This is a genomic window from Lactobacillus nasalidis (assembly GCF_016587775.1).
Classification (GTDB): Bacteria; Bacillota; Bacilli; order Lactobacillales; family Lactobacillaceae; genus Lactobacillus; species Lactobacillus nasalidis.
Genome location: NZ_BOCG01000702.1, coordinates 1 through 14596 on the forward strand (window position 1 = coordinate 1; position 14596 = coordinate 14596).

The window sequence follows — 14596 nt, forward strand, 5'->3', positions numbered from 1 at the left end:
TCTGGTACCACTACTCAACCCTGCACTGGGCTGGTGGCCACCAGCGCGCTTTGAGCTACTAGCCAGCGGCTGAATTCACGCAAAAAAACTGCCTGCACTATCATTTTGATAGCCTGCAGGCAGTTTTTTGTTTTCTGATTAATCTTGTCTAAGGCAGCACATACTTCGCGCCAGGTATTTTTCTTAGCAGCACCGTTAAAGCAGCACTGACCAAATAAATTACGAGCGGATAAGCAAAGTAGCGGACATAAATCGGCGAAGCTCCCAGGTATTTTTGCAGCACTGGCATCAGGTAATAAATCACAAATGGGTGAAGCAGGTAGATTCCAAAAGTGATCCCGGCCAGCAGCGGCAGGTGGTCTTTAAAGCGCCAAGCCCGAATTTTGTCTTCGCTGTGCTTCATCCAGGTGAACAAGGCCAATACGACACAAAATTCCGGGAAATTGGCAATATCGTAGAAGTTCTTGATATAACCCAAGCTGTAATTGTAATACGGCAAACGCGGCGTCCGGTAACTAAGCCCCAGCGTCAAGCCGATCTCCAAGACCAGCATCAGCAGGGCCAGCAGGTAGAGCTTCTTCTTGGTAGCCGGCGCAATCTCATGATTGGCAACATACCAGCCTGCCAGAAAATACTGCAGGTAGCCGCCGCCCAGCGGCAGAGCGTTGATGAACGGCATCGAGTAGCCAAAAGCGACCGCCAGCAGTGGCAAAACGCTCTTAAAAAATACGATCAAGCAGATCGCGCCTTTAAGCAAGCGGTCGCTGCCATATTTCGTCAGCAGCGACAAAACCGGCACGCTCAAGTAGAAAGCGATAATGTTGTAAAAAAAACAGTAAGGGCCAACAATGCTTTCAGCCAAAAAGCTTTTCAGCAGCGGCACGCTCTGCCACTTGCCAAACAAGAAGTAGGCCAGCACGCTCCAAAACACAAATGGAATTACCACCTTGCTGATCCGCTTGGTGAAAAAACTCTTCGTGTCGTATCTATCCCTGTAATTCAACACCTTGGCGCCCGACTGCATGAAGAAGATCGGGACGGCAAAAGCAAACAGGATATTGGTCAGCACCGACCAAACCCCATCGCTTGTAAACTTGTTGACTACTACTCCAAGATAAGTTGCATTCCCAGAAGTGTGCATCATTACGACTGCCAGGCTGGAGACAATTGCCAACAAATCCATAAACAACAAATCCATAAAATAGTATCTTTTTCTCAACTTTACTCCTCCGTTAGAATTTATGATTCACGCTTTCCCTTTTTAAAAATATGCTCCCTCGTCCAGCCGACGACCAGGTCCCAGTCGCAAAAGACCAGCTCGTATGCAATCCAGAAGAAGATGCACTTGAAGAAGACCGGTGAAACCTGCTGACTGTAGAAGCGGTTGGAGAAGAATGAAAAGACCAGAGATGGATAAATGTAGCCGTAAAGCACGCTGCTGTAATCAACGCGTCTGCTTGGCCGGCTGGCCAAGGCCAGTTCAAACACAGCTTGAGAGATCAGCCCCATCACCGCACTCAAGATGAAGCAGCCGGCATAACCGAAGTCATAGTAGAAGGCTGAGAAGGTCGTGCAGACGTTGCCCAGGTGATAGCGGCCAACGAACCGCATTGGCAGGTAAAGCTGGTATCTGGTGTTCCAGCCAAATTTCGGCCCAATCCATTTGATAAATTCTGCGAAGGTATTTTGCCCCCATAAAAAGTTTCTTGGGTGCGGCTCATTCAAGAAGCTGTCCAGGTTCTTGATCTGGGCCCCAAGATATTCGGCCAGGTATTCGTTTAACGGTATCACGTGCGAATTCCGGCCCATCAGGTTGCCGATTGACCTGAAGGACAACAGCACGACCGCGCCGGCCAAAACCAAGGCCAAAAACAGTTTCCAGCTGAATTTGAGCTTGTGGCCGCTGTCTTTGGCGTAAAGCAGGCCATAGCAGGCCACCAGGGCGATCATCATGTTGATCGCGCTGCCGCGGCTGCCGAAGACCATGCTGTTCAAGAGGCCAACTATGAAAATGATTGTCGGCATGATCGCCAGCCGTCTGGTTGCCAGCAAATTATTGGCAATCACGTAGGCAAACCAGTAATTGCCGGCCATGATCAGGGTTCTGAAGAAGTACACATAGCTTGGCAGCTTGCTGTCAGCCCCGGAAAAAGTCGACCGCTGCCGGTAGGCCGCGATCGTCTGGAACAGATTGTTGCCGCCTACCATGGCCCGCATCTCCAAAACGGTGATGATTATCGTAACCAGTTCCAAAAGGAGCAGGGCAATCAAGAGCCAGCGGTTGAGCACAATTTCCTGGCAGCCGCTGGAGTAGCCGAAGCTGATACTGGAGCCGGAAGAGGCAAAAGGCGACTGCTTCTGCCGCTTTTTTCTGCGGTTAAACAGCCAGTGGATCAAAATAGTGGCCAGCAGAAAAGACAGAATCCCCCCCGAGATCACGAAGAAGGTATTCCAGTGCAGATACAGCTTCCACTGCTTGACGAAGCCCAGGGCCCACAATTCAGAAAAAGCAAATCCGCCGGCAAATACTACCCCTGGAGCCAGCAGCTCTTGGTCGGCAGCATAATAGGCGCCAACAGTTAACAAACAAGTTACGATAAAAAGCAAGTAGATCATTGATTAATTTTCTTTTTCTTTTCAGTTCCAATTACTTATCAGGATTAGTATCCAGGTCTTCATGCGAAAGGCGGCTTTCTTCAGTCACTTCATTGGCATCGTAAAGATCCTTCTTAATCTTTGAAGAACTGATTTCCGGCGTTCTGGGCAGGTAAACTACCTCCACGCCTTCATCCCTAAGAAAGTCGAACTTCCCTTTCCAGTCATCTCCCATGACAAAAGTATCGATATGATATTCGTGCATGTCGCGCTTCTTTTGATCCCAGTCTTTTTCAGGGATTACCAGGTCGACATAGCGGATCGCTTCCAGCAGCTGCTTGCGCTGCTCATAAGAAAAGTAGGTTTTCTTGTGCTTGGAGTTCCAGTTGAACTCGTCCGTGGACAGGGCAACGATCAAGTAGTCGCCCAGAGCTTTGGCCCGGCGCAAAAGGTTGATATGCCCGTAGTGCAGCAGGTCAAAAGTTCCGTAAGTTATCACGCGTCTCATTAGTCCGCCTCCCCTTGCAAATATTCCTTGTAAGACTTGTCTGGATCAAAAAGGACACCCATGTGCATGTTGTCAGCCTTCACCATGACGTGCCAGTCCCCGTACTGTTTGGTCAGCAAGGCGTCGTATTCCTTGGCGATCGGCAGCTTCAGCATTTCAAACGGGACCCGCTCTGGCTGAGAAATCTGCGTCCGCGGCCAGCAGCAGCTTTCAGTGCTTAAAGTCACCATGGCCACGTTCTTGGTCTCGGTTTGATTGTACTTGACCATGTCCCGGGCGAACTTTTCGTAATATGGGTTTCTCTTCCCGGACCGCAATTTCAAGAAGAAAAAGTGGACATACAGCAAGGCCCGTCTGGCAGGCGTCAGTTTCGGGTTCGGACGTCCCGTGCAGTAGCGGTAGTACTGCTGGGCCCGGTACTTCGTGTGCTTGATTTCCGCCAAAAATTCAGCTCTTTCTTCCGGGTCATCCGGAACATTGTCCAAGGGGAAAATATCAATAAAGATCCCCTGGTTGAACGGATAGCGGAACTGTCTTTCAGATTCCAAAATGGCGGTCGTTTCCGAATTGCGCAGCTGGGCGTGTCCCCGCATCGAACCCGGGTCCGTTTCATTGGTCTGGAAGAAGTACGGCTGCTTGAACTGGCCAGCCAGCTGGCACAAGCGGTCAAAGTCGGCCCGGTGCATCATGACGTCAACGTCATCGTCCCAGGGAATATATCCCTTGTGCCGCACGGCGCCAAGCAAAGAACCGCCAGACAGGTAATAAGGCAGGTCGTTGGCCTGGCAGACCCGGTCCAGCTCATTGAGCAGGTCCAATTCCACTGCCCAAATCTGTTTCATCTTTTTTGAAATCGTATAGTCATTCCGAACCTCTTCCTCAAAGAAAGCGGCTGGAATCTTCAATTGCAGATTGTTCATTTCCCTCTCCTAGGCCCGCTTGAGCATCTTCAAGAGATACTTAAACGAGTTGTCTTTCAATACCAGCAAGATCAGCAGGTAAGTCCCAGCGCCGGCCGCAAACTGCAGCAGCAGCTTCAGCAGACTGGCCATGGCCAGGTTGTTCATCAAAAGAATGACTGCCGCCATTGCCGCGCCGGCCAGCAGCTTCTTCCAAATAACCTGCAGAATATACGATGCCTCCAAAAAGCCATGCGAATTGCGCAGGTAGAGAATGCTGATGGTCAGTTCCGCGATGATTGAGGCAAAAGTAGCCCCCGCGCTCGCGAAGTGCGGAATCAGCAGCAGGTTCAAAATGAAGTTGACCACCGCGCCGACGATGATGTAAATCGCGCTCTGCTTCCGCAGGCCGGCAGGATTATAATACTGCGAACCCAGGCAGTTGGAGATCCCGATGATCACAATCTGCGGACTGAACAGTCTCAAAAGCAGGGCCACCTTGCCCCAGCCCGGGCCGAAAAAGATCGGCACGAAAGTGTCAGAGATCCCGATCAAGCCAAAGCCGATCCCGACCCCGATGAACAGAATATAGTCAATCGAGCCGCGGATCCGTTCTTTGATCTCATCCACCCGCTTCTTGGCGAAAAGATAAGAAATTCTGGCCCCCAAAACATTGTTGACCGCCGTAAAAGTAACGGCCTTGGTCAGGTTGATGATCTTGGTTGCCTGTTCATAATAGGCATTTTCCGCGTTGTCATGCGTAATGAAACCGATCAGGGTCTTGTCCATATAGGTGTAAATGGAGGTCGCGATCGTCGGAATAAAGTAGATCAGCGTTTCGTGGAAGTGCCGCCGCAGGTTTTCAAACTTGATCGGCACCTTTTCCACAAACTTGTGCAGCTCCAGCCACATGGACATCGTCCCCAGCAGGGTTGTCCCCGTCATGATGAACACATACAAGTTGGTATCTGACGGGCTCTTGATGAAGAGCAAAATCAATACCACCCCAGCCACTTTGACCAAGGAGTTCTTGGTAACAGTATATTGGAACTGCTCGAGTCCGTCAAAGAACCAGGAGATATCCAGCATGGTGTTGAACAGATTCAAGGTCAAAATCAGGTAGATTACGTGGTATTTTTGGTGAAAAGCCACAAAAATCGCCCAAACGAACAGCATGATGATTGAAGTAATCACGCTGAGCAATTCGATTTCCCAAAACAGCTGGCTCCGCTTCATCACGTCATTGCGGTTGCGGGCAATTTCCCGCATGCCGTAAGACGCCGTCCCCAGAGCCGCAATCAGTGAGAAGTAGGTCTGATTGGCCAAAGTATAGCTGTACGCCCCAACACCACTGGTGCCAATAACCCGGGATACATAAGGCGCCGTGATGAGCGGCGTGATTATTGACAGGATCTGGTAGAGGGTACTAATAAAAATGTTCTTTTTAATGCTTGGATTCTTCATTTGCACTCTCAATAAGTTAAAAGTAGTTGCTAACTAGTATAACATGGACCCGCGGCACTTTTTCAAAAAAATAAGCCCCCATATTCGGAAGCTCACTTTTTTCATTAAGCCAGTGCGGCCAGGATTCTCATCGTGGCCGTCAAAGCGGATTCTAAGTCTGTGTCTGCTGAAAAGCCGAGACGGGCAATTTTCCCAGTGTCCAGCAAGGCTTTGGTAGCCGTGGAGTAGCCGGCTGCTTCAGCCTGATCTGGCAGATCAAAGACGACCCGAGTGCCCGCAAGCCGGGCAACCGTTTCAGCCAGTTCCCGCAGAGTCGTGTCGCACTTGCTGCCGGCCACGTTGTAGGCCTGGCCGCTTTGCCCATGCTTCAAGGCAAAGAAAATGGCTGCCGCAGCGTCCAGGGAGTAAATGTAAGAGTACTGCTGCTTGCCCTGGCTCTTCAAGACGATGTCTTCATGGGCAATGCCCTTCTTCAAGAACTGCGACAGTGCCTTGGAGTCACTGGTCAGCAGGGTCGGCCCAAAAGCCCGCGACAAGCGCAAAATGACGCAGTCCAGGCCTTTTTCTTTCAAGTAGGCCTGGCAAAGCGCCTCGCCGGTCCGCTTGCTCTCCGGGTAGCCGGCCCGCAGGGTGTTGCAGTCCAGGTAGCCCAGGTAGTCTTCCTTGAATTTCTCGGTATCACCGCGGTTTTCCCCGTAAACTTCCACAGAAGACAGGAAGATCACCCGCTTTGCCCCGTGCTCAGCCGCGTAGTTCAAGAGATTGTTCGTGCCAATCACGTTGGTCGTGATCGTGCTGATCGGGAAGTTGGAATAAGCCAGCGGGTGCGTGTTGCTGGCTGCCTGCAGGAGGTAGTCAATCGGCTGGTCATAGGCGATTCCTTCGTTGATGTCGCCTTCGACAAAAACGAATTCCGGCTTCTCCCAGTAGCTTCCAAACCGCGCCCGGGCCTTGCCGGCATTGCGGCCCAAGGCCACGACCCGGCAGTTCAGCCCTTTTTTCTCGTTCAGCAGCATCAGCCAGTCGATCAAAGAGCTGCCGATCATGCCGGTCGCTCCCGCTACCATGATGCTTTGATCCCGCAGCAGGTCCCAGTCTTGATAGCGCTCAGACCAGGCCTTTAGTTCCGTCAGATATTCTTGGTTTTCAGTAATCATTTCTTACTCCAAGTGATTGGTATTCAAATATGCCTTGAAAAAGTCCAGATTTTCCGGAGTAGTCAGTTTGATGTTCATGTCCGAGCCGGCCGCAAAGTGCAGCTTGACGCCCAGATCGACCATCATCGTGTTGGTGTAGGCCGAGCCGTAGATGCCGATCTTTTTTTCAAAAGCTTCGTGATACTTCTGGTCAAGCAAGTCAAAGCGGTAGGCCTGCGGGGTCGAAACCCGGCGCAAGGTTTCTCTGGGAATGTACTTCTCCGTAACCGTTTCGTCGTTTTCGTCAATGACAAAAATCTGCTCATTGTACGGCATCGACGTAACCCCGTTGCCATACTGCTGGCACTTGACGATCACGTCAGAGATCACCTCGCTGTTCAAAAGCGGCCGGACCCCGTCGTGAATCAGGATGACATCGTCGTCAGCTGCCTTGCCTTCCAGGTTGTAGACGCCGTTGCGGATCGATTCCTGGCCGCTTGCCCCGCCAGTCACGATCCACTTGAGCTTGCTGATCCCGTATTGCTCAGCATAAGCCCGGGCCACGTTCTGCCAGCCATCCAGGCAGACCAGTTCGATGGCGTCGATTTGGGGATGCTTTTGAAATGATTCTAAAGTGTAAACCAAAACAGGCTTGTCGTTGATGTTGATAAACTGCTTGGGAATGCTCTGCCCCATCCGCTTGCCAACACCGCCTGCAATAATGATCGCGATATTGCTCATTGCCTTGTCCTCTTACTTCATTAACGGTTTCAAGATGTTCAAAGTCAAGCCGTAAAAACGGTAGCCTGTCCGGCGGTTGAAGCTGATGACCTGGCCCTTGCGCCCGATCATCTGCGGCACCTGCCGGTAAACAGCCGGAGCATGCTTTTCCAGATACTGCTCAAATGCCAGCAGTTCCGGCTTGGCCTGGCGGCTGTTCATGGTGAAGAAGATCTGATACTGCTTGTTGATGATCTTCTGCAGCAAGCGCAGGTAGATTTCCCGGACGGCCGGATCAGTTGCCTGCTCGGTATAATAGCTGGCAACCTGCTCGATCACGTGAACGTGCTGGGCCCGGTTTTTGATCATGTTCTGCATGTTGATGCTTTGCCCGGCAGAGCCGACCAGGTAGTCGTAAACCGGGAAGTCGAGCACTTGCACGCTCTTGATGTAAGGCAGCGGATACAGCATCATTTCGTTGTCGACATAAAAACAGTGTTCATCGATTTTCAGGTGGCAGTCGCGCAGGACCTGCGTCTTGAAGGTAGACCCGTGCATCACCGGATTGTAGGCATCCTTGATGTCTTCCAGCGTCCGCGCCTGCTGCAGCTTCGGGTCGCTGCTTTCAAAGACGCTGCGGTAGGTCTTTTCCCCGCTGCTTTCGTCAACGTTGTAAAAGCTGTTCAAAACCAGGTCGGCGTCGCTTTTTTCAAGGGCGGCAACCAGCTTCTCGATCCCGGCTTGTTCAACCCAGTCATCGGAGTCGACGATCTTGTAGTACTTGCCGCTGGCCACCTTCAGGCTGGCGTTGATCGTTGAGCCGTGACCGCCGTTTTCCTTGTCGATGAAGACCACAGAATCTGGATATGCAGCCTGGTACTTGCGGCCCAGTTCAGCAGTATTGTCTTTGGAGCCGTCGTTGACAATGATGATTTCCAGCTTGTCTGAAACTCCGTTGTCAACGAGCGACTTGATGCATTTGTCTAAACAGTCAGCTGCGTTGTAAGCAGCAACACTGATGGAAAGAACTTTATTCACTTCTATCTACCACCTATGTACATTTGATAAACCTGTTCGGCCGATTCCCTGTTGTCGTAGCCGATCTTGGTCAGCGTCTCCGCTTCCGCCGCCCGGTCAGCCAGGGGCTCGGTTGCCAAAAGCAGCTTGGCCCATTCCTCCGGCGCCGCGGCAATCGCCTGCCGGCGGATCATCCCCGGAAAGTCCATTTCTGAGCTGATGTTTTCTGAAATCACGCAGGGCAGGCCCGTGGTCTGAGCTTCCAGCAGGGTCATGGGCAAGCCTTCATACAGCGAAGGCATTACGAAGACGTCCATCGCGAACAGGTAATCCGGAATCTCATCAGTAGATGAAATCATGATGACCTGGTCTGCCAATTTCAATTCCTTGATCTTGGCTTGAATTTCAGCGGCTTTTTCCCCGCTGCCGATCAGCAGCAGCTTGGTTTTCGGCCGCTGCTTGACCGTCGCGGCCAGAATGTCCAGCAGGTAAAGCTGGTTCTTCTGCTCGGTCAGCCGGCCGATATTGCCCAAAAGCAGGGTGTCGTCAGCGATCCCCAGCTTCTGGCGCGTGGCGGCCCGCTTTTCCGGCTTGAAAACGTAGCGTTCCCGGTCAATGCCGTTGTGGATGATTTTCACTCTGCCTTGGTCGCCGGGATTGAACAGCCAGTTAGCGGCTTCTTTTGAGCAGGCTGCCAGGTCGGTCGCGTACTTCGCGATCATGCGGCGCTCAAGATAAGCCACGCCCGGCAGCTTCTGGATGCCGTGAACTTCCCGCATCGCGTTGTGCGAGTGGATTATCACCTTTTTAACCCCGCACTGCCGCGCCACTTTGGCCACATCATAGCGGCTGAGCAGGTCCGTATCGATATGCACCACGTCATAATGGTGCTTGGTCAAAAAGTCACGCAGGACCTTCTCGCGGTTGCGGTGGCTGGTCAAGGATGAGCCCGACTGGTAGCGCAGCGGATAGATCCCGCAGCCTAAAGCCTTTACCGCGGCTTCTTTCTCAGGCACGCTTTTGTCTGGATCCAGCAAAACATAGTCAAATGCCACCCGGTCCTTTAAAGCCTTGATCCATTCGTATTCCACGGAACTGACCCCGTCGTAATAGAGCATTCCGCGCACAAACAGCACATGCAGCCTTTCACTCATTTGTCTTCTCCTAGGTCAAATTCAAACAGCGGGTGCTTTTCCCGCTTGGCAACCGGCGGCGGTGTCATGTAGTCCGGACCGTAAAGGCGGGTCATGTAGCTCTCGATTCCAGCCGGAATCTTGACCTCAATGCCTTCAAAAGTCCCTTCCGTCGCCTTGCACATGTTGTCGCGGGTGTCCATTTCCCCGAAGTAGTGCTTGCGGCCGCTTGGAATCGTCACGTACTTGGAATTGTCGTTCCGGCAGCCGGAGTAGACCTTGTAAGTCCAGCGGGCCGCGGTGTCCAGCGGAATAAAGCTGAAGAAGCGGCCGACCTTGTACTTTTTGCCAAAAGCCGCTCTGACTTCCGGCGTGTCCTGAATTTCCAAGAGCTTTGGCAGGTAGTCGTAAACCTTCCGGCAGCTGAGCAGGTAGCCTACGGCCAGGCTCCAGTAGCCTCTTAGCTTGCGGGCAAGGGCATTGTCCGGCGTGTTTTCCAAAACGAAAATGTCGATGCAGATCCCGCAGTTTTCCCTTGGCTCAGCCACGTCGTTGAAAGTCCGGTAGACCGTCCCCTTCTTGATAAAGCGGCTGGCAGCGGCGCCGTAGCCTGGCGTAAGTTCTGGGGCCAGCAGCTTGTAGTCAGCCCCCAGCTCCTTGTCAAAAATTTCCTTGAGCCGGTTGAAGTCTTTTCTGGGCATGTTGATGTCGATGTCATCATCCCAGGGAATAAAGCCGTGGTGTCTGATCGTCCCCAAGACTGAGCCCCCGCTCAGCGTGTAGTTGAGGCCATGCTTGGCACAGACGGCCATAAAGTCCTTGAGCATCCCCAGCAGGGTCTGCTTCAGCTTCTTCAAATCCTCGCCTTCAACGTAAACGACCTGGTCGCTGCCCCCAAAAGCATTCTTCTGGGCCGCGAAGCCGTCCTTGGTTCCTAATTTGCTCATGCTTAAAATTCCTTCTCAACGGCTTCCAGGGCAGCGGCAATGACCTGGTCCATGTTGTAGTACTTGTACTGGCCCAGACGCCCGCCGAAGATCACCTTGGCGTCTTCCTTGTCGGCCAGGTCCTTGTATTGGGCGTACAGGGAGTTGTTCCGTTCATTGTTGACCGGGTAGTAAGGCTCATCGCCCTGGTGCCAGTCAGCCGGGTATTCCCGGGTGACGATGGTCTTGTCCGGGTCCCCCTTGCCGAATTCAAAGTGCTTGTGTTCAATCACCCGGGTATACGGAGTTTCGGCATCGGTGTAGTTGATGACCGCGTTGCCCTGGTAGTTGCCGACGTTCTTTTCTTCAGTTTCAAAGCGCAGGGACCGGTATTCCAGTTCGCCCAAGCGGTAGTCAAAGAACTGGTCGATCGGGCCGGTGTAGACGACCTTGTCAAATTCTTGCAGGTATTCGTCCTTCTTGTCAAAGAAGTCAGTGTTCAGCTTGACCGTGATCTTGTCATCCTTGAGCAGGTTTTCCACCAGCTTGGTATAGCCGCCCTTAGGGATGCCCTGGTAGTCATCGTTAAAGTAGTTGTTGTCGTAGATCAGGCGGACTGGCAGGCGCTTGATGATGAAGGCCGGCAGTTCAGTTGCCTTTCTGCCCCATTGCTTTTCCGTGTAGCCCTTGATCAACTTTTCGTAGATGTCCCGGCCGATCAGGGAAATTGCCTGTTCTTCCAGGTTTTGCGGGGTCTTGCCGGCCATTTCCGCCCGCTGTTCGTTGATCTTGTCCATGGCTTCCTGCGGCGTCCGGACGCCCCACATTTCATTGAAGGTGTTCATGTTGAAAGGCAGGTTGTACATCTTGCCCTTGTAGTTGGCTACCGGACTGTTGGTGTAGCGATTGAATTCCGCGAACTGCTGGACATAGTTCCAGACTTCCTTGTTGGAAGTGTGGAAAATGTGGGCCCCGTACTGGTGGACCTGGATGCCGTCGATTTCCTTGGTGTAGATGTTGCCGGCAATATGGTCACGCTTTTCGATCACCGTGACCTTGTGGCCGCGCTTGGCGGCTTCGCGGGCAAACACAGCGCCAAAAAGCCCTGCCCCAACTACTAAATAATTAGCCATAATTCTCTCTCCTGTATCTTCCTTGTTGTCCTAAAAGTGAGTCTGCTTCTTGCCGATGCCAAGCTTGCGCTTGATCAGGTTGATCCCCTTGGTGAGCTTCTTTTCTCCGCCCAGCTGCCCCCAGGTCATTTCCGTGTAGTCCGGCTTGGTCGTGTAAAGCCAAACGTCCATCAGACGTTCGGAAATGTAGCCGTAGACTCTCTGGTCCTGCACCGAGTAGCCGGAAATGTCGATCTGGGCTTCCAGCTTATTCAAAACGCCAAAGATGAATTCACAGTAAGCGTCAAACTGGGCCTTCTTCATGACGAACATGTTAAACATGTGGGCGCTGCGCCGCTTCATCATCATGTCAAAAGCCGGCAGATAGTCTGGATAGTCTTTGGCCAGAATCTCCCTGGTCTTGTCCAGTGGCTCTGCCGGATGGGCGTGCACGTAATGGTCGTAGTTGCTTTCGATATAGTAGTTCCGCTTTGTGGGAAGGATCACGTCATGCTTTTCCAGCAGCTTGACGTAATCGGCTTCCTTGGCCACGTTTTCCAGGGTGAAAGGCTTTTTTACATAAAAATAGCGTCGATAATGGACCAGGCCCACAGCATCAACGTCTTTTAAATTCTTCCACGCCCAGTAAATCCCCGTCAGTTCGTTGTAGAAAGGATTCTTGGCCGAAATGTTTTCGCCCTCGTCATCGCGCTGGTAGGCGATTCCCGGCTTGTAGTTCTTGACGGCGCCGACCAGAACCGGCAGATAGACCGGGTCTGCCGGCATCGGGAACTCCTTGTGGGCCGCAACTAATACTTTAACCTTCATTTGCTCGCAAACTCCCCCATTCTAGTAGGCGCCTTCTTTTTTGAAAATGCTGACGATGGTCTTGAAGAAAATTGAGATGTCGTAGCCCAAAGACACGTGGTCCACGTATTCCAGCTCAACGTCGCAGCGCTCAGGATAGCCGATGTTGCTGCGGCCGGTTGCCTGCCACAAGCCCATGGCACCAGGCTTGACGGACAGGAACTTGTCGACCCGGTCGCCGTATTCTTCCAGCTCCTTCTCCACCACTGGCCGCGGGCCGATGATGCTCATGTCGCCTTTCAGAATGTTGAGGAACTGCGGCAATTCGTCAACCGAAGTCCGCCGCATCCAGCGGCCGATCGGAGTAATCCGCGGGTCTTCTTCCGCCAGCAGCTTGTAGTCGTTGGCCACGTACTTGGCGTAAAGATCGAGGTCACTCTTCAAGACTTCTTCGGCATCCATCCTCATCGAGCGGAATTTGTACATTTTAAAAGGCTTGCCGTACTGACCGATCCGGGTCTGGGCAAAAAAGGCCGATCCCCCGTCACGGCTCTTGATGATGATGGCCAGGATCAAGAAAACCGGAGAGAAAAGGATCAAAGCCAGCAGGCTGCCGACAATATCCAAGAATCTTTTTAAATACTTGTAGGCGCCCAAGTTATTCTTGTAATTGGACGATTTCTCTTCTTTATTCATTTATTACCTGTACAACTTAATAACTAAACTATTTTGGCGGCCTCACGCCGGCAAAAACGCATATGGTTCAGCATAATGTGCTAAAGGTACTACTAAACGCATTGTACCCAAGTATAACATCTTTTCCATGTATTGTGCACCGTCAATAGCGAACCGCGGCCATAAACAAAAATGCTGGACGCTTGCATCCAGCATTTCAAAATATTTACTGAACCGTCTTGGTCTTAAGGCCCAGAGCCTTTCTGATCAGGTTGCTGATTCTCTGGCGCTCGGCCGTAGATACCTTCTGGTAGGAGACGCCGTCTTCCATGAAGCCGGTGCCGTGCGTGTAGTCGGTTACGACATTCTTCGTGGCCGATACATATGAAGTGGCCATGGAAGTCAGGTCACTGAAAGTCAAGTCGGTTTGAACCTGCTTGGACAATGATGAAACAAAGCTGGTATTCAGCAGGGTCTTGGCTGACTCAGCCTTCTTGACGAGGGCCTGCAGCACTTGCCGCTGCCGCTTCTGGCGGCCATAGTCGCCTTCAGGGTCATCGTAGCGCATCCGGCTGTAAGCCAGGGCCTTGGCCCCGTCCATGTGGGTCTTTTGTCCCTTGGTGAAGGTGTAGCCTTCATAGCTGAAGCTCAGGATCGGGGCGATGTCAATCCCGCCGACCTTGTTCACGATGGTCTTAAGGCCGCCCATGTTGACCAGAACGTAGGCGTTGATCGGAATGTTGAAGTACTTCTTCAGCACCTTGGCCAGCTCGCCGGCATTGCCGTACGCGTAAGCCGCGTTCAGCTTGGAAGGTGAGTATTCCGGATAATCAGGCAGGTTGACCTGAATGTCACGCTCGAAGCTGACAAGGGTGGTCTTCTTGGTCTTCGGGTTGAGGACCACGACCATAATTGAGTCGGTCCGGCCCTTGTAGGTTCTGCCTAAAGCCCCGGTGTCCGTCCCCATCAGCAAAATCGCGATCGGCTTCTTGTTGCTGATGACGGAATTCTTGCTCCCGTTTTCGGCACTGGTAATGCCGCCGGACCGGTAAGCGTTGTTGGCAGCGTTCTTGACAGTGCTGTATTCATGCCAGGCAAAGCCTGCCAAGCCAATAACGATGACCCCCACGACGGCCCAGAAGATCCGCCAAAACTTGTTGCGCTTCTTGCGCTTCTCTGTTCTTGTGTTTAATTTTTTCTCATTCACAACTCTTCACCCAATATCCAATCTTTAGAATAGATGTAATAGTTTTATTATATATAAAAAATCCAGTCTGCACCATCCAAATTGACATTCTTCCGTTTTAAGACGTGTACTTAAATGCCAGCCGCCTTTTTCAACCACAGCAAAATGTTTCGCAAGGCAAATTTCTTGACTGCCAATACTTCAATTTTATCAGATCTTCCCGGCATTTGAAGCTGATTGACCAAAATGCAAAAAAGGGCAAACTGAACAGTTTAGCCCTTCTGCATTTTTTAGTAGCCGGCACCGGTGTTTTGGCCGTTGCCAGTTGAGCCGCCTGGAGCGTTCGCGCCGGCGCCAGTGTTGGCATTCGTGCCCGCACCAGGTCCAGCGTTTGAGCCGCCGGCAGTGCCGGAGCCGG

At 52.1% G+C, this 14596-nt stretch carries 14 protein-coding genes; all 14 read right to left on the bottom strand.

From position 1 onward, the window contains the following. Positions 1-148: 148 nt before the first annotated feature. Entirely contained in the window at positions 149-1183 is a 1035-nt protein-coding gene (locus tag lacNas_RS13395) for an acyltransferase (RefSeq protein WP_201330487.1), read from the bottom strand. Positions 1184-1239: 56 nt separating this feature from the next. Next, positions 1240-2616 (bottom strand): O-antigen polymerase, encoded by a 1377-nt coding sequence (locus lacNas_RS13400; protein ID WP_201330488.1) that lies wholly within the window; start codon positions 2614-2616, stop codon positions 1240-1242. A gap of 31 nt (positions 2617-2647) precedes the next feature. Further along, complete coding sequence (gene tagD, locus lacNas_RS13405) at positions 2648-3103, bottom strand: glycerol-3-phosphate cytidylyltransferase (protein ID WP_201330489.1); 456 nt, start codon at positions 3101-3103, stop codon at positions 2648-2650. Next, entirely contained in the window at positions 3103-4023 is a 921-nt protein-coding gene (locus tag lacNas_RS13410) for a LicD family protein (protein WP_201330490.1), read from the bottom strand. The genes tagD and lacNas_RS13410 overlap by 1 nt, the downstream gene beginning before the upstream one ends. 9 nt (positions 4024-4032) lie before the next feature. Then, positions 4033-5466 (bottom strand): oligosaccharide flippase family protein, encoded by a 1434-nt coding sequence (locus lacNas_RS13415; protein ID WP_201330491.1) that lies wholly within the window; start codon positions 5464-5466, stop codon positions 4033-4035. A 104-nt stretch (positions 5467-5570) separates the two neighbouring features. Next, positions 5571-6623: an NAD-dependent epimerase/dehydratase family protein gene (locus lacNas_RS13420; protein ID WP_201330492.1), complete on the bottom strand. Its 1053-nt coding sequence runs from the start codon at positions 6621-6623 to the stop codon at positions 5571-5573. Between the two features lie 3 nt (positions 6624-6626). Next, entirely contained in the window at positions 6627-7343 is a 717-nt protein-coding gene (locus lacNas_RS13425; protein WP_201330493.1) for an IspD/TarI family cytidylyltransferase, read from the bottom strand. Positions 7344-7355: 12 nt separating this feature from the next. Continuing rightward, positions 7356-8360 (bottom strand): glycosyltransferase family 2 protein, encoded by a 1005-nt coding sequence (locus lacNas_RS13430; protein ID WP_201330494.1) that lies wholly within the window; start codon positions 8358-8360, stop codon positions 7356-7358. 2 nt (positions 8361-8362) lie between these two features. Further along, a complete protein-coding gene (locus tag lacNas_RS13435) occupies positions 8363-9493 on the bottom strand; it encodes a glycosyltransferase (RefSeq protein WP_201330495.1) in 1131 nt (376 codons plus the stop codon). Beyond that, the gene (locus lacNas_RS13440) at positions 9490-10419 is read right to left on the bottom strand and encodes a LicD family protein (RefSeq protein ID WP_201330496.1); all 930 of its coding nucleotides are present in this window, start codon (positions 10417-10419) and stop codon (positions 9490-9492) included. Before lacNas_RS13440 ends, lacNas_RS13435 begins: the two co-directional genes overlap by 4 nt. A 2-nt stretch (positions 10420-10421) precedes the next feature. After that, positions 10422-11531: a UDP-galactopyranose mutase gene (gene glf, locus lacNas_RS13445; RefSeq protein ID WP_201330497.1), complete on the bottom strand. Its 1110-nt coding sequence runs from the start codon at positions 11529-11531 to the stop codon at positions 10422-10424. A gap of 30 nt (positions 11532-11561) precedes the next feature. After that, positions 11562-12338, bottom strand: a complete 777-nt coding sequence (locus lacNas_RS13450; RefSeq protein WP_201330498.1) for a DUF4422 domain-containing protein — start codon at positions 12336-12338, stop codon at positions 11562-11564. A gap of 21 nt (positions 12339-12359) precedes the next feature. Continuing rightward, positions 12360-13013 (bottom strand): sugar transferase, encoded by a 654-nt coding sequence (locus lacNas_RS13455; protein ID WP_201330499.1) that lies wholly within the window; start codon positions 13011-13013, stop codon positions 12360-12362. Between the two features lie 205 nt (positions 13014-13218). Beyond that, entirely contained in the window at positions 13219-14199 is a 981-nt protein-coding gene (locus lacNas_RS13460) for an LCP family protein (RefSeq protein WP_201330500.1), read from the bottom strand. Positions 14200-14596: the final 397 nt, after the last annotated feature.